The 20,495-nt window shown below is 62.0% G+C and carries 32 protein-coding genes; 31 read left to right on the top strand and 1 reads right to left on the bottom strand.

Going from position 1 to position 20,495, the window contains the following annotated elements; genetic code table 11:
- Positions 1–29 precede the first annotated feature (29 nt).
- The 29 genes from tuf (at position 30) to rplQ (ending at position 15,110) form a co-directional block, all read left to right on the top strand.
- Positions 30–1,223 carry an elongation factor Tu gene (gene tuf, locus J0A90_RS17805; RefSeq protein WP_035470363.1) on the top strand — a complete coding sequence of 398 codons (1,194 nt, stop codon included), beginning with the start codon at positions 30–32 and terminating at the stop codon, positions 1,221–1,223.
- Positions 1,224–1,386: 163 nt separating this feature from the next.
- Complete coding sequence (rpsJ, locus tag J0A90_RS17800; RefSeq protein ID WP_035470365.1) at positions 1,387–1,698, top strand: 30S ribosomal protein S10; 312 nt, start codon at positions 1,387–1,389, stop codon at positions 1,696–1,698.
- 135 nt (positions 1,699–1,833) lie between these two features.
- Complete coding sequence (gene rplC, locus J0A90_RS17795) at positions 1,834–2,472, top strand: 50S ribosomal protein L3 (RefSeq protein WP_207037159.1); 639 nt, start codon at positions 1,834–1,836, stop codon at positions 2,470–2,472.
- A 14-nt stretch (positions 2,473–2,486) separates the two neighbouring features.
- Entirely contained in the window at positions 2,487–3,092 is a 606-nt protein-coding gene (rplD, locus tag J0A90_RS17790) for a 50S ribosomal protein L4 (RefSeq protein ID WP_035470369.1), read from the top strand.
- Entirely contained in the window at positions 3,089–3,385 is a 297-nt protein-coding gene (gene rplW, locus J0A90_RS17785; protein WP_035470371.1) for a 50S ribosomal protein L23, read from the top strand. Before rplD ends, rplW begins: the two co-directional genes overlap by 4 nt.
- 16 nt (positions 3,386–3,401) lie before the next feature.
- Positions 3,402–4,229: a 50S ribosomal protein L2 gene (gene rplB / locus J0A90_RS17780; RefSeq protein ID WP_035470373.1), complete on the top strand. Its 828-nt coding sequence runs from the start codon at positions 3,402–3,404 to the stop codon at positions 4,227–4,229.
- A 22-nt stretch (positions 4,230–4,251) separates the two neighbouring features.
- A complete protein-coding gene (gene rpsS, locus J0A90_RS17775) occupies positions 4,252–4,527 on the top strand; it encodes a 30S ribosomal protein S19 (protein WP_035470375.1) in 276 nt (91 codons plus the stop codon).
- Between the two features lie 17 nt (positions 4,528–4,544).
- Complete coding sequence (rplV, locus tag J0A90_RS17770; protein WP_035470378.1) at positions 4,545–4,877, top strand: 50S ribosomal protein L22; 333 nt, start codon at positions 4,545–4,547, stop codon at positions 4,875–4,877.
- A gap of 11 nt (positions 4,878–4,888) precedes the next feature.
- Positions 4,889–5,590: a 30S ribosomal protein S3 gene (gene rpsC / locus J0A90_RS17765; protein ID WP_035470380.1), complete on the top strand. Its 702-nt coding sequence runs from the start codon at positions 4,889–4,891 to the stop codon at positions 5,588–5,590.
- A 14-nt stretch (positions 5,591–5,604) separates the two neighbouring features.
- Positions 5,605–6,018 (top strand): 50S ribosomal protein L16, encoded by a 414-nt coding sequence (gene rplP, locus J0A90_RS17760; protein ID WP_035470382.1) that lies wholly within the window; start codon positions 5,605–5,607, stop codon positions 6,016–6,018.
- Positions 6,018–6,212, top strand: a complete 195-nt coding sequence (rpmC, locus tag J0A90_RS17755; protein ID WP_035470384.1) for a 50S ribosomal protein L29 — start codon at positions 6,018–6,020, stop codon at positions 6,210–6,212. Before rplP ends, rpmC begins: the two co-directional genes overlap by 1 nt.
- Positions 6,212–6,472, top strand: a complete 261-nt coding sequence (gene rpsQ / locus J0A90_RS17750; RefSeq protein ID WP_035470386.1) for a 30S ribosomal protein S17 — start codon at positions 6,212–6,214, stop codon at positions 6,470–6,472. The genes rpmC and rpsQ overlap by 1 nt, the downstream gene beginning before the upstream one ends.
- 53 nt (positions 6,473–6,525) lie before the next feature.
- A complete protein-coding gene (gene rplN / locus J0A90_RS17745; RefSeq protein WP_035470387.1) occupies positions 6,526–6,897 on the top strand; it encodes a 50S ribosomal protein L14 in 372 nt (123 codons plus the stop codon).
- Between the two features lie 14 nt (positions 6,898–6,911).
- Positions 6,912–7,229 carry a 50S ribosomal protein L24 gene (gene rplX, locus J0A90_RS17740; RefSeq protein ID WP_035470388.1) on the top strand — a complete coding sequence of 106 codons (318 nt, stop codon included), beginning with the start codon at positions 6,912–6,914 and terminating at the stop codon, positions 7,227–7,229.
- An 18-nt stretch (positions 7,230–7,247) separates the two neighbouring features.
- Positions 7,248–7,787 carry a 50S ribosomal protein L5 gene (gene rplE / locus J0A90_RS17735; RefSeq protein WP_035470389.1) on the top strand — a complete coding sequence of 180 codons (540 nt, stop codon included), beginning with the start codon at positions 7,248–7,250 and terminating at the stop codon, positions 7,785–7,787.
- Positions 7,788–7,797: 10 nt separating this feature from the next.
- Positions 7,798–8,103, top strand: a complete 306-nt coding sequence (rpsN, locus tag J0A90_RS17730; RefSeq protein WP_035470390.1) for a 30S ribosomal protein S14 — start codon at positions 7,798–7,800, stop codon at positions 8,101–8,103.
- 32 nt (positions 8,104–8,135) lie between these two features.
- Positions 8,136–8,528: a 30S ribosomal protein S8 gene (gene rpsH, locus J0A90_RS17725; RefSeq protein WP_035470391.1), complete on the top strand. Its 393-nt coding sequence runs from the start codon at positions 8,136–8,138 to the stop codon at positions 8,526–8,528.
- 9 nt (positions 8,529–8,537) lie between these two features.
- Complete coding sequence (rplF, locus tag J0A90_RS17720; protein WP_035470392.1) at positions 8,538–9,068, top strand: 50S ribosomal protein L6; 531 nt, start codon at positions 8,538–8,540, stop codon at positions 9,066–9,068.
- 9 nt (positions 9,069–9,077) lie between these two features.
- On the top strand, positions 9,078–9,428 hold the full coding sequence (rplR, locus tag J0A90_RS17715) for a 50S ribosomal protein L18 (RefSeq protein ID WP_035470393.1): 351 nt from the start codon (positions 9,078–9,080) through the stop codon (positions 9,426–9,428).
- An 11-nt stretch (positions 9,429–9,439) separates the two neighbouring features.
- Positions 9,440–9,940, top strand: coding sequence for a 30S ribosomal protein S5 (gene rpsE, locus J0A90_RS17710; RefSeq protein WP_035470394.1), 501 nt, complete (start codon positions 9,440–9,442; stop codon positions 9,938–9,940).
- Positions 9,941–9,946: 6 nt separating this feature from the next.
- Positions 9,947–10,129, top strand: a complete 183-nt coding sequence (gene rpmD / locus J0A90_RS17705) for a 50S ribosomal protein L30 (RefSeq protein ID WP_035470395.1) — start codon at positions 9,947–9,949, stop codon at positions 10,127–10,129.
- 3 nt (positions 10,130–10,132) lie between these two features.
- Complete coding sequence (gene rplO / locus J0A90_RS17700) at positions 10,133–10,567, top strand: 50S ribosomal protein L15 (RefSeq protein ID WP_035470396.1); 435 nt, start codon at positions 10,133–10,135, stop codon at positions 10,565–10,567.
- A complete protein-coding gene (gene secY, locus J0A90_RS17695) occupies positions 10,568–11,902 on the top strand; it encodes a preprotein translocase subunit SecY (protein WP_035470397.1) in 1,335 nt (444 codons plus the stop codon).
- Positions 11,903–11,932: 30 nt separating this feature from the next.
- Entirely contained in the window at positions 11,933–12,046 is a 114-nt protein-coding gene (gene rpmJ / locus J0A90_RS17690) for a 50S ribosomal protein L36 (protein WP_031384759.1), read from the top strand.
- A gap of 123 nt (positions 12,047–12,169) precedes the next feature.
- Complete coding sequence (rpsM, locus tag J0A90_RS17685; protein WP_035470398.1) at positions 12,170–12,526, top strand: 30S ribosomal protein S13; 357 nt, start codon at positions 12,170–12,172, stop codon at positions 12,524–12,526.
- Positions 12,527–12,562: 36 nt separating this feature from the next.
- The gene (gene rpsK / locus J0A90_RS17680; RefSeq protein ID WP_009723883.1) at positions 12,563–12,949 is read left to right on the top strand and encodes a 30S ribosomal protein S11; all 387 of its coding nucleotides are present in this window, start codon (positions 12,563–12,565) and stop codon (positions 12,947–12,949) included.
- A gap of 12 nt (positions 12,950–12,961) precedes the next feature.
- Positions 12,962–13,582 carry a 30S ribosomal protein S4 gene (gene rpsD, locus J0A90_RS17675; RefSeq protein WP_035470399.1) on the top strand — a complete coding sequence of 207 codons (621 nt, stop codon included), beginning with the start codon at positions 12,962–12,964 and terminating at the stop codon, positions 13,580–13,582.
- 79 nt (positions 13,583–13,661) lie between these two features.
- On the top strand, positions 13,662–14,660 hold the full coding sequence (rpoA, locus tag J0A90_RS17670; RefSeq protein WP_035470400.1) for a DNA-directed RNA polymerase subunit alpha: 999 nt from the start codon (positions 13,662–13,664) through the stop codon (positions 14,658–14,660).
- A gap of 63 nt (positions 14,661–14,723) precedes the next feature.
- Positions 14,724–15,110: a 50S ribosomal protein L17 gene (gene rplQ, locus J0A90_RS17665; protein ID WP_207037160.1), complete on the top strand. Its 387-nt coding sequence runs from the start codon at positions 14,724–14,726 to the stop codon at positions 15,108–15,110.
- Positions 15,111–15,388: 278 nt separating this feature from the next.
- Here rplQ and uvrA read toward each other — a convergent pair whose 3' ends face one another.
- A complete protein-coding gene (gene uvrA, locus J0A90_RS17660; protein ID WP_207037161.1) occupies positions 15,389–18,250 on the bottom strand; it encodes an excinuclease ABC subunit UvrA in 2,862 nt (953 codons plus the stop codon).
- 206 nt (positions 18,251–18,456) lie between these two features.
- Between uvrA and J0A90_RS17655 the strand changes: the two genes are divergently transcribed.
- Positions 18,457–19,839: an MFS transporter gene (locus tag J0A90_RS17655; protein WP_207037162.1), complete on the top strand. Its 1,383-nt coding sequence runs from the start codon at positions 18,457–18,459 to the stop codon at positions 19,837–19,839.
- Positions 19,840–19,875: 36 nt separating this feature from the next.
- Complete coding sequence (locus tag J0A90_RS17650) at positions 19,876–20,487, top strand: single-stranded DNA-binding protein (protein WP_207037163.1); 612 nt, start codon at positions 19,876–19,878, stop codon at positions 20,485–20,487.
- Positions 20,488–20,495: the final 8 nt, after the last annotated feature.

Here is a 20,495-nt window from a genome sequence, read left to right as displayed (position 1 = left end):
CCGTTAGCTAACGTAAAGAGGTTATAGCAGTGGCTAAGGAAAAATTTGAACGCTCCAAACCGCACGTCAACGTCGGCACCATCGGTCACGTCGACCACGGCAAGACGACTCTGACGGCGGCTCTGACCCGTGTTTCCGCTGAAGTCTTCGGCGGCGAATGGCGTCAGTTCGACACCATCGACAACGCTCCGGAAGAGCGCGAGCGCGGTATCACCATCGCGACCGCTCACGTCGAGTACCAGTCCGAAGTGCGTCACTACGCGCACGTCGACTGCCCGGGACACGCTGACTACGTCAAGAACATGATCACCGGTGCTGCCCAGATGGACGGCGCTATCCTGGTCTGTTCCGCTGCTGACGGCCCGATGCCGCAGACTCGCGAGCACATCCTGCTGTCGCGTCAGGTCGGCGTTCCGTACATCGTCGTGTTCCTGAACAAGGCCGACATGGTCGACGACGAAGAACTGCTCGAGCTGGTCGAGATGGAAGTGCGTGAACTCCTCAACGAGTACGACTTCCCGGGCGACGACACCCCGATCATCATCGGCTCCGCGCTGATGGCACTGGAAGGCAAGGACGACAACGGCATGGGTACCACCGCCGTTGCCAACCTGATCAAGTCGCTCGACGACTACATCCCGGAGCCGGAGCGTGCCATCGACCAGCCGTTCCTGATGCCGATCGAAGACGTGTTCTCGATCTCCGGCCGCGGTACCGTCGTGACCGGTCGTGTCGAGCGTGGTCTGGTCAAGTCCGGCGAAGAAGTCGAGATCGTCGGTATCCACGACACCACCAAGACCACCGTTACCGGTGTCGAAATGTTCCGCAAGCTGCTCGACGAAGGTCGTGCTGGCGAGAACATCGGTGCGCTGCTGCGTGGTACCAAGCGTGACGACGTCGAGCGTGGTCAGGTCCTGGCCAAGCCGGGCACCATCACCCCGCACACCAAGTTCGAAGCCGAAGTCTACGTGCTGTCCAAGGAAGAAGGTGGTCGTCACACCCCGTTCTTCAAGGGCTACCGTCCGCAGTTCTACTTCCGTACCACTGACGTGACCGGTACCTGTGAACTGCCGGAAGGCGTCGAGATGGTCATGCCGGGCGACAACGTCCAGATGGTCGTGACCCTGATCGCTCCGATCGCCATGGAAGACGGCCTGCGCTTCGCCATCCGCGAAGGCGGTCGTACCGTCGGCGCCGGCGTGGTCGCCAAGATCATCGAGTAAGTCTCGCTGATCGGATAGAAAAGGGGCGCTCCGGCGCCCCTTTTTCTGTCGCTGTCGGGAGGGGGTGTGTTTGACACCAAAATGGGCCTCCCCTATAATGCGCGTCCTTTGAACGCGTGGGTCGACGGCTCGCGCCGTCAGTATCCATTGGAGCAGAACGTCAATGCAGAACCAAAAGATTCGCATCCGGCTGAAAGCGTTTGACCATCGCCTGATCGATCAGTCGGCCCAGGAGATCGTGGACACTGCCAAGCGCACTGGCGCTCAGGTGCGTGGTCCGATCCCGCTGCCGACCAATCGCGAGCGTTACACCATCCTGATCTCGCCGCACGTCAACAAGGACGCGCGCGACCAGTATGAGATTCGCACGCACAAGCGCGTTCTCGACATCGTCGAGCCGACGGAGAAGACCGTCGACGCGCTGATGAAGCTCGACCTCGCCGCTGGCGTGGACGTGCAGATCAAACTCGACTAACCAACACTAGACACTAGCGGGAGCTGAGTTCGCAGCGACCGCCGCGTCGTGAGACGCCACACAATGTGCTAGTGGAATGCTCTGGAAAGGGCAGCCATAGCGGGTGATAGCCCCGTACACTATAGGAGACTGAACATGACTATCGGTTTGGTCGGTAAAAAGGCGGGCATGACCCGTGTTTTCACCGAAGATGGCGCATCCGTGCCCGTAACCGTGATCGAGGTTGAGCCCAACCGCATCGCTGCTGTCAAGACCATCGAGTCCGACGGCTATCGTGCGGTGCAGGTCACAACCGGCTCCCGCAAAGCCAAGCACCTCACCAAGGCGATTGCTGGTCAATACGCCAAGGCCGGGGTCGAGGCTGGCCGTTCCCTGATGGAGTTTCGTCTCGCCGAGAGCGACGAAGCACCGGAAGTGGGCGGTTCCTTCACCGTATCCCTCTTCGAAGCTGGTCAGAAAGTCGATGTGACCGGTACCTCCAAGGGCAAGGGCTTCCAGGGCGCTGTCAAGCGCTGGAACTTCCGTACCCAGGACAACAGCCACGGTAACTCGCTGTCTCACCGTGCGCCGGGTTCCATCGGTCAGTGCCAGACCCCGGGTCGCGTCTTCAAAGGCAAGAAGATGGCCGGCCAGATGGGCAATGAGCGCGTCACCGTCCAGAGCCTGGAAGTGGTGCGTGTCGATGCCGAGCGCAATCTGCTGTTGATCAAAGGCGCCGTGCCTGGTGCTCCGGGCTGCGATGTCGTCGTGCGCAGCGCCGTGAAAGCTCGCTGAGGGGACTGAGACCGATGAATCTGAATCTCGCAGGTGCCGCTGGCACCGTCGAAGTGTCCGCAGAGACCTTTGGCAAAGAATTCAACGAAGCGTTGGTGCACCAGGTCGTCACCGCCTATCTGGCGGCGGGCCGTCAGGGCACCCGTGCCCAGAAGAACCGCTCCGACGTGCGTGGCGGCGGCAAGAAGCCGTGGCGCCAGAAGGGCACCGGCCGCGCTCGCGCCGGCACCATCCGCTCGCCGCTGTGGCGTAGCGGCGGTGTGACCTTCGCTGCCCGTCCGCAGGACTACACGCAGAAGGTCAACCGCAAGATGTACCGTGCGGCAATGCGTTCGATCCTGTCCGAGCTGGTGCGTCAGGAGCGTCTGGTGCTGGTCAACGAGTTCGCCGTCGACGCGCCGAAGACCAAGCAGCTGGCCAGCAAGCTCAAGGAGCTGGATCTGGAGAAAGCGCTGATCGTCACCGAAGAGCTCGACGAGAAGCTCTACCTGGCCGCGCGCAACATCCCCAACGTCGATGTCGTCGATGCTGCGGCCGCCGATCCGGTCAGCCTGATCGCCTTCGACAAGGTGCTGATGACCGTCTCCGCTCTGCGTAAATTCGAGGAGAAGCTGGGATGAACCAGGAACGCGTATACAAGGTTCTGCTCGGACCTCACATGACCGAGAAGGCCGCGCGCGCCGCCGAGAACAATCAGTACGTGTTCAAAGTGGCCCAGGACGCGACCAAGCCCGAGATCAAGAAGGCCGTCGAAGCGCTGTTCGGCAAGAAAGTCGCCGGTGTTTCCGTGCTCAACGTCAAGGGCAAGACCAAACGCACGCGCTTCGGCACGGGTCTGCGCAAGGGTTACCGCAAGGCGTACGTGACTCTGGCTGCGGGCGAAACGCTCGAAGACTTCTCTGGCGCCGAGTAAGGCAGGAGTACGGATCATGGCAGTAGTCAAGACAAAACCCACTTCCGCCGGTCGTCGTCACGTCGTCAAAGTCGTCAATGGCGAGCTCTACAAGGGCCGTCCGTTCGCGGCGCTGACCGAGAAGCAGTCGAAGTCCGGTGGTCGTAACAACAATGGCCGCATCACCACGCGTCACGTCGGTGGTGGCCATCGTCAGCATTATCGTCTGGTCGACTTCAAGCGCACCAAGGATGGCATCAACGCCGTCGTCGAGCGCATCGAGTACGACCCGAACCGTAGCGCCAACATCGCGCTGCTGAAGTACATGGACGGCGAGCGTCGTTACATCATCGCACCCAAGGGCCTGGTGGCCGGGGACGTGGTGGAGTCCGGCGTCAACGCTTCCATCAAGCGTGGCAACGCGCTGCCGCTGCGCAACATCCCGGTCGGTTCAACGGTGCACTGCATCGAGCTGAAGCCGGGCAAGGGTGCGCAGATTGCACGCAGCGCCGGCGCCAGCGCTCAGCTGGTCGCCCGTGAAGGCAACTACGCGACCCTGCGTCTGCGCTCCGGCGAGATGCGTCGTGTACTGTCCGAGTGCCGCGCCACGCTGGGTGAAGTCGGCAACTCTGAGCACAGCCTGCGTCAACTGGGCAAGGCCGGTGCGAAACGGTGGAGAGGGGTGCGCCCGACCGTTCGCGGTGTCGCGATGAACCCGGTGGATCACCCGCACGGTGGTGGTGAAGGCCGCACCAGCGGTGGTCGTCATCCGGTCAGCCCGTGGGGTATCCCCACCAAGGGCCACAAGACCCGCAAGAACAAGCGTACCGACAAGCTCATCGTTCGTCGCCGCAAGTCCAAGTAACAGACATTAAGAGGTAACGGCTGTGCCACGTTCACTGAAGAAAGGTCCCTTTATCGACCTTCATCTGTTGAAGAAGGTCGAAGTCGCCGCGGAAAAGAACGATCGCAAACCGATCAAGACCTGGTCGCGTCGTTCGATGATCCTGCCGAACATGGTCGGGCTCACCATCGCGGTACATAACGGTCGCCAGCACGTCCCGGTGCATGTCTCCGAGGAAATGGTCGGCCACAAGTTGGGCGAGTTCGCTGCCACCCGCACCTATCGCGGGCATGCGGCGGACAAGAAAGCCAAACGCTGAGCCAAGAGGATTAAGAGATGGAAGTCGCTGCTAAGTTGCGTGGCGCTAGCTTGTCCGCCCAGAAGGCCCGTTTGGTGGCTGACCAGGTGCGCGGTAAGCCGGTCGCCGAAGCGCTCGACGTGCTGACCTTCTCCCCCAAGAAGGCTGCCAAGCTGGTCAAGAAGGTGCTGCAGTCCGCGATTGCCAATGCGGAAGAAAACAACGGCATGGACATCGACGAGCTGCGTGTCTCGACCATCTGTGTCGATGAGGGCATGACGCTCAAGCGCATTCAGCCGCGCGCAAAAGGCCGGGCGGATCGCATTCTGAAGCGCACCTGCCACATCACCGTCAAGGTAGCCGAGAAGTAGGAGTCGACCAGATGGGTCAGAAAGTCAATCCAGTCGGGATTCGTCTCGGCATCGTGAAAGATCACTCGTCGGTCTGGTACGCAGAGCGCGGTGCCTATGCCGACAAGCTGAACAACGATCTGGAAGTGCGTCGCTTCCTCGAAGAGCGTCTGAAGAACGCCTCCGTGAGCCGCATTACCATCGAACGTCCGGCCAACAACGCCCGTATCACCATTCACACTGCCCGTCCGGGCATCGTGATCGGTAAGAAGGGTGAGGACGTCGATCGTCTGCGCCAGGATGTCACCCGCATGATGGGTGTGCCGGTGCACGTCAACATCGAAGAAGTCCGCAAGCCGGAACTCGACGCCGCCCTGGTCGCGCAGAACATCGCCGGTCAGCTCGAGCGTCGCGTGATGTTCCGCCGTGCCATGAAGCGCTCGGTCCAGAACGCCATGCGTCTGGGTGCCGGCGGTATCAAGGTGCAGCTCTCCGGTCGTCTCGGTGGCGCCGAGATCGCACGTACCGAATGGTACCGCGAAGGTCGCGTGCCGCTTCACACCCTGCGTGCCGACATCGATTACGCCACCTATGAAGCACACACCACCTACGGCGTCATCGGCGTCAAGGTGTGGGTCTTCAAGGGCGAGATCCTCGGGGGCATCGAAGAGGTGCGTGCCAAGCAGAAGCAACAGGCTCAGGCACCTGCACCGAAGAAGAAAGGTTCCAGGTAAGGGGAGACTGATCGATGTTGCAACCCAAGCGTACAAAGTTCCGCAAGGTGCAGAAAGGTCGTAACCGTGGCCTGGCGCATCGCGGCAGCAAGGTGAGCTTCGGAGACTTCGGTCTCAAGGCCACCGATCGCGGTCGTATCACCGCACGTCAGATCGAAGCTGGTCGTCGTGCCATCACCCGTCACGTCAAGCGTGGTGGCAAGATCTGGATCCGCGTATTCCCGGACAAGCCGATTACCAACAAGCCTCTCGAGGTTCGTATGGGTAAAGGTAAGGGTTCCGTCGAGTACTGGGTGGCCCAGATCCAGCCGGGCAAGGTGCTCTACGAAATCGAAGGCGTCTCCGAGGAGCTGGCGCGTGAAGCGTTCTCCCTGGCGGCCCAGAAGATGCCCATCTCCACCACCTTTGTGAAACGGACGGTGATGTGATGAAAGCCAACGAAATGCGTGAAAAATCAGTCGATGCGCTGCAGGAGCAGCTCTTCGAACTGCTCAAGGAGCAGTTCAACCTGCGCATGCAGAAGGCCACCGGCCAGCTGAGCCAGACGCACCTGCTCAAGCAGGTTCGTCGCGACATCGCTCGCGTCAAGACTGTGCTCAACCAGAAGGCAGGTGACCAATAATGGCTGAAGCGAATAAAGCCCGTACGCTCACCGGTAAGGTCGTGAGCGACAAGATGGAAAAATCGATTGTCGTATTGATCGAGCGCCGCGAGCGTCATCCGATCTACGGCAAGTACATGAAGCGCTCCACCAAGCTGCACGCCCATGACGAGGCGAATCAGGCACGGACTGGCGATACGGTTTCCATTCAGGAATGCCGTCCGCTGTCCAAGAAGAAAGCCTGGACGTTGGTCGAGGTGGTCGAGCAGGCCAAGGGCTGAGCCCGACAGCGCCTTCTGAACCAGTGCAGTCAGATTAGGTTTGGAGAAAACCAATGATTCAGACTCAGACAATGCTGGATGTCGCCGACAACAGCGGCGCGCGCCGGGTGCAGTGCATCAAGGTGCTTGGCGGTTCACACCGCCGTTACGCTCGCGTGGGTGATGTCATCAAAGTGACGGTCAAGGAAGCGATTCCGCGGGGCAAGGTCAAGAAAGGCCAGGTCCTCAAGGCCGTCGTGGTGCGTACGCGCAGCGGTGTTCGTCGTAACGACGGCTCGCTGATTCGCTTCGATGGAAATGCGGCGGTTCTGTTGAACAACACCAACGAACAGCCGATCGGTACCCGTATCTTCGGGCCGGTTACTCGTGAACTTCGTAACGAGAAGTTCATGAAGATCATTTCCTTGGCGCCCGAAGTGCTGTAAGGAGCGAGGCGGATATGCACAAGATCAAACGTGACGACGAAGTCATCGTCATCGCCGGCAAGGACAAGGGCAAGCGTGGCACGATCAAGCGCGTCCTCGAGAACGACCGTTATGTCGTCTCGGGCGTCAACATGATCAAGCGCCACACCAAGCCCAATCCGATGGCTGGCAACCCGGGGGGTATCGTCGAGCGTGAGGCTCCGATCCATGCGTCCAACGTGGCCATCTTCAACGCGGAGACCGGCAAGGCGGATCGCGTCGGCTTCCAGGTGCAGGAAGACGGTACCAAGGTACGTATCTACAAGTCGACGCAGAAGCAGATCGACGCCTAACGCGAGTCGGGTAGCAAAATGGCGAACTTGAAAGAACGTTATCAAAGCGAGGTCATGGCTAAACTGCAGGAGCAGTTCAGCTATGCCAACGTGATGCAGGTGCCCCGGATCACCAAAGTGACCCTGAACATGGGCATCGGCGAAGCGACCAGCGATAAAAAGCTGATCGAAAACGCCATCGGCGACCTGGAGAAGCTCTCCGGTCAGAAGCCGATGGTGACCAAAGCGCGCAAGTCCATCGCTGGCTTCAAGGTCCGCGAAGGCTGGCCGATCGGCGTCAAGGTGACCCTGCGCCGCGAGCGGATGTGGGACTTCCTGGATCGCCTGGTCAACATCGCGATCCCCCGCGTGCGTGACTTCCGTGGTCTCAACCCGAAGTCCTTCGACGGCCGCGGCAACTACTCGATGGGCGTCCGTGAGCAGATCATCTTCCCGGAGATCGAATATGATAAGATCGACCGGATCCGTGGTCTGGACGTAACCATCACGACCAGCGCCAACACCGACGAAGAAGGTCGTGCGCTGCTCAGCGCGCTGAACTTCCCGTTCAAGCAATAAGGGTGGATTCATGGCAAAGAAAAGCATGATTGAGCGTGAGCTCAAGCGCGCGAAGCTGGTCGACAAATACGCCGCCAAGCGTGCCGCGCTCAAGAGCGTGATCTACGACGTCAACGCTTCTGACGAAGAGCGCTTCGACGCTCAGCTGAAGCTGCAGCAGCTGCCGCGCGACTCCAGCAAGGTCCGTGCCCGCAACCGCTGCCGCATTACCGGTCGTCCGCACGGTTACTACAACAAGTTCGGTCTGGCCCGTAACAAGCTGCGCGAAGCGGCCATGCGTGGCGATGTCCCTGGACTGAAGAAGTCCAGCTGGTAAGCCACGTCGAGGAATTCAGGAGCGCAATGTAAATGAGCATGCAAGATACTCTGGCGGATATGTGTACCCGTATCCGCAATGCGCAGATGGCCACCAAGGAGACGGTCACCATGCCGTCTTCCAAGCTCAAGACGGAAGTGGCCCGCGTACTCAAGCAGGAAGGCTACATTACCGACTTCGCGGTCTCCGAGGGCGCCAAGCCCGAGCTGACCGTCACCCTCAAGTACTTCGAGGGCAAGCCGGTCATCGAGCACCTCCAGCGTGTATCCAAACCGTCGCTGCGGATCTACAAGGGCAAGAGCGCCATGCCCAAGGTCGCAGACGGTCTGGGCATCGCGATCGTCACCACCTCTCAGGGTGTCATGACCGATCGCGCCGCACGCCAGGCGGGTGTCGGTGGTGAAGTCATCTGCACCGTATTCTAGGAGTGAGAAATGTCTCGCGTAGCCAAGTATCCGGTTAAACTGCCCAGCGGCGTCGAGGTCAAGTTCGACGGCGACCAGCTGTCCGTCAAGGGCGGCCAGGGCACGCTAGAACTGACTGTCCATCCCGACGTGAAAATCGCTCAGGAAGACGGTCAACTGACCTTTGCTCCCAGTGAGCAGGCCAAGAGCTGGGCCATGGTCGGCACGACTCGTGCCCTGGTCCAGAACATGGTCACCGGCGCCTCCGAGGGTTTCACTCGGTCGCTGGAAATCAATGGCGTCGGCTATCGTGCCCAGGCAAGTGGCAAGACGCTGAATCTGACACTCGGTTTCTCCCACCCGATCGACTACACGCTGCCTGAAGGTGTCACGGCCGAAACGCCGAAGAACACCGTCATCGTGCTGAAAAGCGCGGACAAGCAGAAGCTCGGCCAGGTGGCTGCGGAAATTCGCGCCTTCCGTCCGCCGGAGCCCTACAAGGGCAAAGGGGTTCGGTACAGCGACGAACAAGTCCGCCGCAAAGAAGCCAAGAAGAAGTAAGGCAGGGTTATGAACGCGAAGAAAGAATCTCGTCTCCGTCGTGCCCGCCGCGCGCGCGCCAAGATCCGCGATCTGGGTGTGAACCGTCTGTGCGTCAACCGCACCCCGCGTCACATCTATGCGCAGATTATCTCGCCGGACGGCGGCAAAGTGCTGGCCAGCGCGTCCACGCTCGACAAGAGCCTGCGCGAAGGTACGACCGGTAACGCCGATGCGGCTGCCAAAGTGGGTGCACTCATCGCTGAGCGCGCCAAGGATGCCGGCATCTCTCAGGTTGCCTTCGACCGCGCTGGTTTCAAATACCACGGGCGTGTCAAGGCGTTGGCGGATGCCGCACGCGAAGGCGGTCTGCAATTCTAAAGGGTTTTACGATGGCGAATAACGAACAGAAGGGCGGTGATCTGCAAGAGAAGTTGGTGCAGGTCAACCGCGTCGCCAAGGTGGTCAAAGGTGGTCGTATCTTCGGCTTCACCGCGCTGACCGTCGTTGGCGATGGCAACGGCCGGGTCGGTTTCGGTCGTGGCAAGGCGCGTGAAGTGCCGGTCGCGATCCAGAAAGCCATGGACCAGGCACGTCGCAACATGGTCAAGGTCAGCCTCAGCGGCAGCACGCTGCAGTACCCGGTTCGCGCCCGTCACGGTGCGTCCAAGGTCTTCATGCAGCCGGCTTCCGAAGGTACCGGCATCATCGCCGGCGGCGCCATGCGCTCCGTCCTCGAGCTGGCCGGTGTCCATGACGTCCTGGCCAAGTGCTACGGCTCCACCAATCCGGTGAACGTCGTGCGTGCCACCATCAAGGGGCTCGCATCCATGCAGTCTCCGGAAGACATCGCCGCCAAGCGTGGCCTGTCTGTCGAAGAACTGGCGGGGTAAGCGACCATGGCAGAGACGATCAAAATCACTCAGACCCGCAGCACTATCGGTGTCCTGAAGAAGCACAAAGCGACCATGACGGGCCTCGGCCTGCGTCGCATCGGGCACTCGGTCGAGCTGGAAGACACCCCCGCCGTTCGCGGCATGATCAACAAGGTTCGTTACCTTGTTCGAATCGAGGGAGAGTAATCCATGAAACTCAACAGCTTAAGCCCGGCTCCGGGTTCCAAGCACGCTGAGAAGCGCGTCGGGCGCGGCATCGGCTCCGGTCTGGGCAAGACCGGTGGCCGTGGCCACAAAGGTCTGAAGTCGCGTTCCGGCGGCTCGGTCAAGCCCGGTTTCGAAGGCGGCCAGATGCCGCTGCAGCGCCGTCTGCCGAAGTTTGGCTTCACCTCGGCCAAGTCGTTGGTGTCCGAAGAAGTTCGCCTCGGCGAACTGGCCAAGGTCGAAGGCGATGTCGCCGATCTCGCCAGCCTGAAGAAGGCCAACGTGCTCAAGAACGCAACCGAGTACGCCAAGGTCATCCTCTCCGGCGAGCTGAACAAGGCGATTACCGTGCGTGGCCTCAAGGTCACCAAAGGTGCACGCGCTGCGATCGAAGCGGCCGGTGGCAAGGTAGAGGACTAAATGGCTAAGTCAGGAAACGTGCCGGCGAACATGGGTAGTGGCCTCAGCGAGCTGTGGGCGCGCCTGCGTTTCGTCTTCATCGCGATCGTGGTGTACCGCATCGGTGCCCACATTCCCGTACCCGGCATCGATCCTGACCAGCTGGCTGCCCTGTTTCGGGAGAACCAGGGCACCATCCTCGGCATGTTCAACATGTTCTCGGGTGGTGCGCTGCAGCGCATGAGTATCTTCGCGCTGGGGATCATGCCGTACATCTCCGCGTCGATCATCATGCAGCTTCTGACCGCGGTATCGCCTCAGCTCGAAGCGCTGAAGAAGGAAGGCGAGGCCGGGCGCCGGAAGATCAACCAGTACACCCGCTACGGCACGGTGTTACTGGCGTTGATCCAGGCGAGCGGCATGTCAGTTGGTCTGGTCAGTCAGGGCGTCGCCTACACCGGCGGCATCAGTTTCTACTTCACCGCCGTCGTCACCTTCGTGGCTGGGGCCGTGTTCCTGATGTGGCTGGGCGAGCAGATCACCGAAAAGGGGATCGGCAACGGTATCTCGCTGATCATCTTCGCCGGGATCGTGGCTGGGCTGCCCAGTGCGATCGGTCAGTCGTTCGAGCTGGCGCGCAATGATGGCGCCTGGAACGTGCTGCCGCTGCTCGCGCTGTCGCTGCTGGCCATTGCGACCGTAGCGTTCGTGGTGTTCATCGAACGCGGCCAGCGCCGCATCACGGTGAACTATCCGCGGCGTCAGGTCGGCAACAAGATGTATGCCGGTCAGAGCAGCTATCTGCCGCTGAAGGTCAACATGGCGGGTGTGATTCCGCCGATCTTCGCGTCCAGTATCCTGCTGTTCCCGGGCTCCATCGGTCAGTGGCTGGGTCAGAGCGACGGTTTCGAGTGGCTGCAGGTGGCATCGCAGCAGCTCTCCCCGGGCGCGCCTCTGTACATCATCCTGTTTGCGGCGGCAGTGCTGTTCTTCTGCTTCTTCTATACGGCGTTGGTGTTCAACCCCAAGGATGTCGCCGACAACCTCAAGAAGTCGGGCGCCTTCCTGCCGGGGATCCGTCCGGGTGAGCAGACTGCGCGCTACGTCGACAAGGTGATGACTCGGCTGACCCTGTTCGGGGCGCTCTACATCACTCTGGTCTCGCTGATGCCGCAGTTCCTGGTGGTGGCCTGGCAGGTGCCGTTCTACTTCGGCGGCACGTCGTTGCTGATCGTGGTCGTGGTGATCATGGACTTCATGGCCCAGGTTCAATCGCACCTGATGTCGCACCAGTACGAGTCGGTGATGAAGAAATCGAACCTGAAGGGCTACGGTAGCGGCGGCGTGATGCGCTGAGCCTCCGCGAGAGAGCATTTGGAGAGAACGATGAAAGTTCGAGCTTCTGTAAAGAAAATGTGCCGTAACTGCAAGATCATTCGGCGCAACGGCGCGGTCCGTGTCATCTGCACGGAACCGCGTCACAAGCAGCGCCAGGGTTGATTCCCTAGCTGCACGAAAGCGGGCCATGGCATGCCCCTTGCCTCGAGAGAGGCAAAGGGGTATGCTATTGCGCCCTTTGTGGACGACTAAACGAGCAAGCCGCTCAACATTCGGAGTAAGCTGATGGCCCGTATTGCAGGCGTCAATATCCCGGACAACAAGCATGCGGCGATCTCGCTGACCTACATCTTCGGGATTGGCCGCACTCGCGCACAGGCGATCTGTGCCGCGGCCGGTATTGCACCGACGACCAAGATTCAGGAACTGTCTGGCGAAGAGCTCGACATCCTGCGTACCGAAGTCGGTAAGTACACCGTAGAAGGCGACCTTCGCCGTGACGTGACGCTGAACATCAAGCGTCTCATGGATCTGGGTTGCTATCGTGGTCTGCGCCATCGTCGTGGTCTTCCGCTGCGTGGTCAGCGTACCAAGACCAATGCGCGTACCCGTAAGGGACCGCGTAAACCGATTCGTAAATAATTAACGTTTCGACGTTAACTATCAGGAAACATCAACATGGCTAACCCGCGTAGTAACCGTAAAAAGGTTAAAAAGCAGGTCGTGGACGCCGTCGCGCACATCCACGCCTCTTTTAACAATACGATCGTGACGATCACAGACCGCCAGGGCAACGCGCTTTCTTGGGCGACTGCCGGTGGTTCGGGTTTTCGTGGTTCTCGCAAGAGCACCCCGTTCGCAGCTCAAGTAGCGAGTGAACGTGCAGCGACCGCTGCAGCCGAGTATGGTGTGAAAAACGTCGACGTGCTGGTCAAGGGCCCCGGCCCGGGCCGTGAGTCTGCCGTGCGTGCACTCAATGCCGCCGGCTTCCGTGTGCAGAGCATTACTGACGCGACGCCCATCCCGCATAACGGGTGCCGTCCGCCGAAGAAACGCCGCGTTTAAGGAGAACGACTCATGGCTCGTTATCTAGGACCCAAGTGCAAACTGTCTCGTCGTGAGGGTACCGACCTCTTCCTCAAGAGCGGTGTCACCCCCTTCGAGAAGAAGTGCAAATCCGAGCAGATCCCGGGTGTGCACGGCCAGCGCCGTCAGCGTCTTTCCGACTACGGCTTGCAGCTTCGTGAGAAGCAGAAAGTGCGTCGTATCTACGGCGTGCTCGAAAACCAGTTCCGCAACTACTACAAAGAAGCCGCGCGCCAGAAAGGGGCGACTGGTGAAGTGTTGTTGCAGCTGCTGGAATCCCGGCTGGACAACGTGGTTTACCGCATGGGCTTCGGCTCCACGCGCAGTGAATCGCGTCAGCTGGTGAGCCACAAGGCGATCTCGGTCAACGGCCGTACCGTCAACGTGGCTTCCTATCAGGTGCGTCCTGGCGACGTCGTGTCTGTGCGTGAGAAGGCCAAGAACCAGGCCCGTATCCAGCAGGCGCTGTCCATCGCCGCCAACCGTGGCGACGTGAACTGGATCGACGTCGACGCGAAGAAGATGGAAGGCACTTTCAAGGCTGTCCCGGAACGCGGCGACCTGTCTGCCGACATCAACGAAAACCTGATCGTCGAGCTGTACTCCAAGTGAGGCCTGAGTTCGGACCGCCACGGCGGTCCGAACCGGCTGGAGTACCGATATTCGTTAGGCAGCCTGAGAAGGTGTTCATATGCAGCGTTCAGTGACAGAGTTTCTCCGTCCCCGCGACATCAAGGTCGAAGAAGTCAGTGCGAATCACGCCAAGATCGTGCTGGAACCCTTCGAGCGTGGTTTCGGCCATACCCTGGGGAATGCGCTGCGTCGCATCCTGCTCTCTTCGATGCCCGGCTGTGCCGTGGTCGAAGCGGAAATCGACGGCGTGCTGCATGAATACAGCGCCATCGAAGGTGTTCAGGAAGACGTCATCGAGATTCTTCTGAATCTCAAGGACGTGGCCATCAAGATGCACGGCCGCGACGAGGCGCTCCTCACCCTGAACAAGCAGGGCCCGGGCATCATGACCGCAGGCGATATCGCCGTCGATCACGACGTCGAGATCGTCAACCCGGATCATGTGATCGCGCACCTCAACGACGGCAGCGAGCTCAAGATGCAGCTGAAAGTCGTGCGGGGCCGCGGTTACGAGCCCGCCGACGTGCGGCTCTCCGACGAGGACGAATCCCGTGCCATCGGTCGTCTGCAGCTGGATGCGACCTTCAGCCCGGTTCGTCGCGTGTCCTACGCGGTCGAAGCGGCGCGTGTCGAACAGCGCACCGACCTCGATAAGCTGGTCATCGATCTCGAAACTGACGGCACCTTGGACCCCGAAGAAGCGATTCGTCGTAGTGCGACCATCCTTCAGGAACAGCTGGCCGCCTTCGTCGATCTCGAAGCTGACCGAGAGCAGGAAGTCGAAGAGGAAGAGGATCAGATCGATCCGATCCTGCTGCGCCCCGTGGACGATCTCGAACTCACGGTTCGTAGCGCCAACTGCTTGAAGGCCGAGAATATTTACTACATTGGCGATTTGATTCAGCGCACGGAAGTCGAGCTGCTCAAGACGCCGAACCTTGGCAAGAAGTCCTTGAACGAAATCAAGGACGTGTTGGCTTCGCGCGGTCTTTCCCTCGGCATGCGGCTGGAAAACTGGCCGCCGGCGAGTCTGAAGGACGACAAGGCCTCCGCCTGAGGCGCGCCCTCGGCGGTGCCGGAGTGCCGACTCGAATCACCAGTTTGGTAAGGAATAGCAATCATGCGTCATCGTAAGAGTGGTCGTCATCTGAATCGGACCAGCTCGCATCGGCACGCCATGTTCAAGAACATGTGCATCTCGCTGGTCGAGCATGAAGTGATCAAGACTACCCTGCCCAAGGCCAAGGAGCTGCGTCGTCATATCGAGCCGCTGATCACCCTGGCCAAGCAGGACAGCGTGGCGAATCGCCGTCTGGCGTTCAGCCGCACTCGCTCCAAGGAAGCCGTCGGCAAGCTCTTCAACGAGCTTGGCCCGCGTTACGCCAATCGCCCGGGCGGTTACGTCCGTGTGCTCAAGTGCGGTTTCCGCGCTGGCGACAACGCGCCGATGGCCTACATCGAGCTGGTCGATCGTCCGGCCGTTCAGGAAGCTGCTGGCGACGAGTAAGTCGCCCCGCGTTTCCGCCGAACGGCACCAAAGCCGGCTGTCCGAGTGATCGGGCAGCCGGCTTTCTTTTTGGGCTCTCTTTTTGCCCTCGCTTTTTGTTCGGAGGTCGGACGCGGTAGGCTTGCCCGGATATCTTGCGCTGCAGGCGTGGTACCGAGGGCAGCGGATCTCACGCTCCGGTATCCGGTCGTCCGACGCGCAGCCGTAGTGACATGGGGCAGCCGTGGAAGTGATAGTCGGGAAGGGGGCGGAGGCGCCCGCAGGCGCCTCCGGTGGGCTCAGGCGCGCTTGGCCTTGCCCTTGCTCGCCGCCTTGGGTGAGGGCAGCAGCGGCGCCAGGAAGCGTCCGGTATGGGAGTGGGCCTGGGCCGCGACCTGCTCCGGGGTGCCCTCGGCGATGATCCGTCCGCCGCCGGAGCCGCCCTCGGGGCCGAGGTCGATCAGCCAGTCGGCGGTCTTGATCACATCGAGGTTGTGCTCGATCACCACCACGGTGTTGCCGTGGTCGCGCAGGCGGTGGAGCACGCCGAGCAGCTGGCGGATATCCTCGAAGTGCAGCCCGGTGGTGGGCTCGTCGAGGATATAGAGCGTCTGGCCGGTGTCGCGCTTGGCCAGCTCGCGAGCCAGCTTGACCCGCTGCGCCTCGCCCCCGGAGAGGGTGGTGGCGCTCTGCCCCAGGCGCACGTAGGAGAGCCCCACGTCCATCAGCGTCTGTAGCCGGCGGGCGATCGCCGGTACCGGGCTGAAGAACTCCAGCGCCTCCTCGATCGTCATCTCCAGCACTTCGTGGATGTTCTTGCCCTTGTACTGGATCTCCAGCGTCTCGCGGTTGTAGCGCTTGCCCTTGCACACGTCGCAGGGCACGTAGATGTCCGGCAGAAAGTGCATCTCCACCTTGATCATGCCCTCGCCCTGGCACGCCTCGCAGCGCCCGCCCTTGACGTTGAAGCTGAAGCGTCCCGGCTTGTAGCCCCGGGCGCGAGCCTCCTGCGTGCCCGAGAAGAGCTCGCGGATGGGGGTGAAGATCCCGGTATAGGTGGCCGGGTTGGAGCGCGGCGTGCGCCCGATGGGGCTCTGATCGATGTCGATGATCTTGTCGAGCTGGTCGAGCCCCTCGATGCTGCGGTAGGGCGCCGGCGATAGCGTGGTGGCGCGATTGAGCTCGCGCGCCGCGATCGGCATCAGGGTCGAGTTGATCAGCGTCGACTTGCCCGAGCCGGAGACTCCGGTGACGCAGACGAACAGGCCCAGCGGCAGCGTCAGGTCGACATTGTGCAGGTTGTTGCCACTGGCCCCGGTGAGCCGCAGCTGCTTCTCTGGATTGCCCGGAATCCGATGCGGCGGCACCTCGATCCGGCGCTTGCCCGAGAGATACTGCCCGGTCAGCGAGTGCGAAGCGGCCTCGATCTGCTTGGGCGTGCCCTGGGCGACGATGGTGCCGCCATGTACGCCGGCGCCTGGGCCGATATCGAGCACGTGGTCGGCGGCGCGGATGGCATCCTCGTCGTGCTCGACCACGATCACCGTATTGCCCAGGTCGCGCAGCCGGGTGAGGGTGCGCAGCAGGCGGTCGTTGTCGCGCTGGTGCAGGCCGATCGAAGGCTCGTCGAGGATGTACATTACCCCCACCAGGCCGGCGCCGATCTGGCTCGCCAGGCGGATACGCTGGGCCTCGCCCCCGGAGAGAGTGTCGGCGCTGCGCTCCAGGGTCAGGTAGTCGAGGCCGACATTGACCAGAAACTCCAGGCGGGCGTGGATCTCGTGGACGATCTTGGTCGCGATCTCGCCCTTGCGTCCGGGCAGCGTCAGCTCGCGGAAGTAGTTCCAGGCCTCGCCCACCGGTAGCTGGGTGATCTGCGGCAGATTGTGATCGTCGACGAAGACGTGACGCGCCTCGCGCTTGAGGCGGCTGCCGTCGCAGCTGGGGCAGGGGCGTACCGCCAAGTACTTGGCGAGGTCATCGCGGACCATCGACGACTCGGTCTCGCGGTAGCGCCGCTCCAGATTGGGTAGCACGCCCTCGAACGGGTGTTCACGGGTCACCTTGCGCCCGCGGTCGTTGACGTAGCTGAAGGCGATGTCGTCCTTGCCGCTGCCGTGAAGCACGATCTCGCGCTCGTGGCGGGCCAGCGCCTCCCACGGGGTGTCGAGGGTGAAGCGGTAGTGCTCGGCGACCGCCTGCAGCTGGCTGAAGTAGTAGATGCTGCGCCGATCCCAGCCCTTGATCGCTCCTTCGGCCAGCGACAGCTCCGGATGGCTGATCAGCTTGTCCGGATCGAAGTACTGACGCACGCCGAGGCCATCGCAGGTGGGGCAGGCGCCGGCCGGGTTGTTGAACGAGAACAGCCGCGGCTCGAGCTCGGCCAGCGAGTAGCCGCAGATGGGGCAGGCGAAACGCGAGGAGAACGCCAGGTCCGCCTGCTCGCCATCCATGAAGTGGATGATCGCGGTACCGTCGGCCAGGTTGAGCGCGGTTTCGAAAGACTCCGCCAGGCGCTGCTGCAGATCCGCGCGCACCTTGATGCGATCGACCACCACGCTGATATCGTGCTTGCGCTTCTTGTCCAGGGTCGGCAGATCGTCGAGTTCGACGGTCTCGCCGTCGACCACCGCGCGCACGAAGCCCTGGGCGCGCAGCTCGCCGAGCAGCTGCTGATGCTCGCCCTTGCGCCCCTTGATCACCGGCGCCAGCAACATCAGGCGGCTGCCCTCGGGCAGCGCCAGCACCTGGTCGACCATCTGCGAGACCGTCTGCGCCTCCAGCTCCTCCCCGTGGTCAGGGCAGCGCGGGGTGCCGGCGCGGGCGAACAGCAGGCGCAGGTAGTCGTAGATCTCGGTAATGGTGCCGACGGTGGAGCGCGGGTTGTGCGAGGTCGACTTCTGCTCGATCGAGATCGCCGGCGACAGCCCCTCGATATGGTCGACGTCGGGTTTCTCCATCATCGACAGGAATTGCCGCGCATAGGTGGAGAGCGACTCCACATAGCGGCGCTGGCCCTCGGCATAGAGGGTGTCGAAGGCCAGAGAAGACTTGCCCGACCCGGACAGGCCGGTGACCACGATCAGTTTGTCACGTGGCAGTTCGACATCGATATCCTTCAGGTTATGGGTACGCGCACCCCTGACCAGAATGCTGTCCATGACTACCTCGTGCAGCGAAGCGGGAAACGACCAGTATAGCAGCCTGTCGGGCGCGACCGGTCACTGCGGTCGACCCGGAAATGGTGAGTCTGCGCTGACGCCGCGCCTGGCGCCGCCCGGCGCTTTCACTCGACCCGGGCGAGGCGTAAAATGAGGGGTTCCCTCATTCATCCTCGCTTCTGCCGAGTTCACCAGCCGTGACTGCCATGACATCTCGTTTTCTCGTTACCGAACGGCGCTCGATCGTGGGACTGGCCAGCCTCTATGCCTCGCGCATGCTGGGGCTGTTCATGGTCCTGCCGATCCTGGCGCTCTACGCCGACCATCTCGATGGCGCCACCCCCTTTCTCGTTGGCCTGGCCCTGGGCGGCTACGGCCTGACCCAGGCGATCCTGCAGATTCCCTTCGGCCTGCTCTCCGACCGGCTCGGGCGCAAGGCGGTGATCGCCGGCGGCCTGCTATTGTTCATCCTCGGCAGCGTGGTAGCGGCCAGTGCTACCTCGATCTATGGCGTCATCATCGGGCGTTGCCTGCAGGGCAGCGGCGCGGTCGCCGGCGCCATCATGGCGCTGCTCGCCGACCAGACCCGCGAGGAGATTCGCACCGCGGCGATGGCCACCATCGGTCTGTCGATCGGTGTCGCCTTCGGCGTGGCCATGGTAGTGGGGCCGCTGGTCGCCGATGTTGGCGGGCTGGCTGGCGTGTTCTGGTTCACCGCGGCGCTCTCCGCCTGCGGCCTGCTGATCCTGTGGAAGCTGGTGCCCAAGGCACCACGCCGCATGACCCACCGCGATGTCGGGCTCGACCGCCGCCAGCTGCGTGCCACCCTGATGCAGGGCGATCTGCTGCGGCTCGATTTCTCGATCTTCGCTCTGCATCTGATCCTGACCGCCTGTTTCGTCGCGCTGCCGTTCCAGCTCGAAGCCCTGGGCTTCGCCCCGGCACACCACGGCTGGGTCTATCTGCCGGTGATGGCGCTGGCCTTCGTGGCCATGGTGCCGCTGGTGATCGTGGCCGAGAAGTATCGCAAGATGAAGCCGGTGTTCGTCGGCGCGGTGGCGGCGATGACCCTGATCCTGCTCGGCTTCAGCGAGCTGGGGGGCGATCGCGTCGCGCTGCTGGCGCTACTGTGGGGCTTCTTCGTGGTCTTCAATCTGCTCGAGGCAACTCTGCCCTCGATGATCAGCAAGCTGGCGCCGGCCGGGGCCAAGGGCACCGCCATGGGGGTCTACTCCACCAGTCAGTTCCTTGGCGCCTTCCTGGGCGGCACCCTGGGCGGCGCGCTATCCCAGGGGTTGGGGATCCACAGCGTGTTCCTCGGCGCCGCCGTGGTGGGCGCGATCTGGCTGGTGGTGGTATGGAGGATGCCCGCGCCGCGCCACCTGTCGAGCGAAATCGTAGCGCTGGACGCGCAATCCATGGGCATGCTCGATACACTGCTCGAGCGTTTCGCCTCGGTCGCCGGGGTCGAGGACGTGATGGTCGTGCCCGAAGAGCGTGTCGCTTATCTCAAGGTCGATCGCCAGCGCCTGGACGCCGAGGCGCTGGCCCGTATCACCGGCAATCAATGGCAACGAACCGACGCCTGAGGGCGTCGTAAACGCAGGTAAGGCAAGGAGACAACGATGGCCCGAGGTGTGAACAAAGTCATCCTGATCGGCAACCTGGGACAGGATCCGGAAGTCCGCTTCCTGCCGTCGGGCAATCCGGTGTGCAACCTGCGCATCGCGACCACCGATACCTGGACCGACCGTCAGAGCGGCCAGCGTCAGGAGCGTACCGAGTGGCACAGTGTGGTGCTGTTCAACAAGCTGGCGGAGATCGCCCAGCAGTACGTCAAGAAGGGCTCGCGGATCTATATCGAAGGACGCCTGCAGACCCGTAAGTGGCAGGGGCAGGATGGCCAGGACCGCTACTCCACCGAGATCGTCGGCAACGATATGCAGATGCTCGACTCGCGCAGCGGCCAAGGTGGTGGTGACTACAACCAGAACCAGTATGGCGGTGCGCCGCAGCCGCCCCAGGGTGGTTATGGTCAGCAGCAGCCCGCGCCGGCCCAGCAGGGCGGCGGCTATGGCCAGCAGCAGCCGGCACCGGCTCAGCAGGGCGGCTACGGTAACCAGCCCCAGCGTCCGCCGCAGAACCAGCCGGCGCCGCAGCCCAACCAGCAGAATGCCAACTACGGCGCGCCGAATCCGGGCAGCTTCGACGATTTCGACGACGAAATCCCGTTCTGATTCGCCCG

The sequence above is a fragment of the Salinicola sp. DM10 genome (genome assembly GCF_017306975.2).
Classification (GTDB): Bacteria; Pseudomonadota; Gammaproteobacteria; order Pseudomonadales; family Halomonadaceae; genus Salinicola.
Note: the sequence above shows the minus strand (reverse complement) of the source record. Positions and strands in the feature narration are given on the sequence as shown.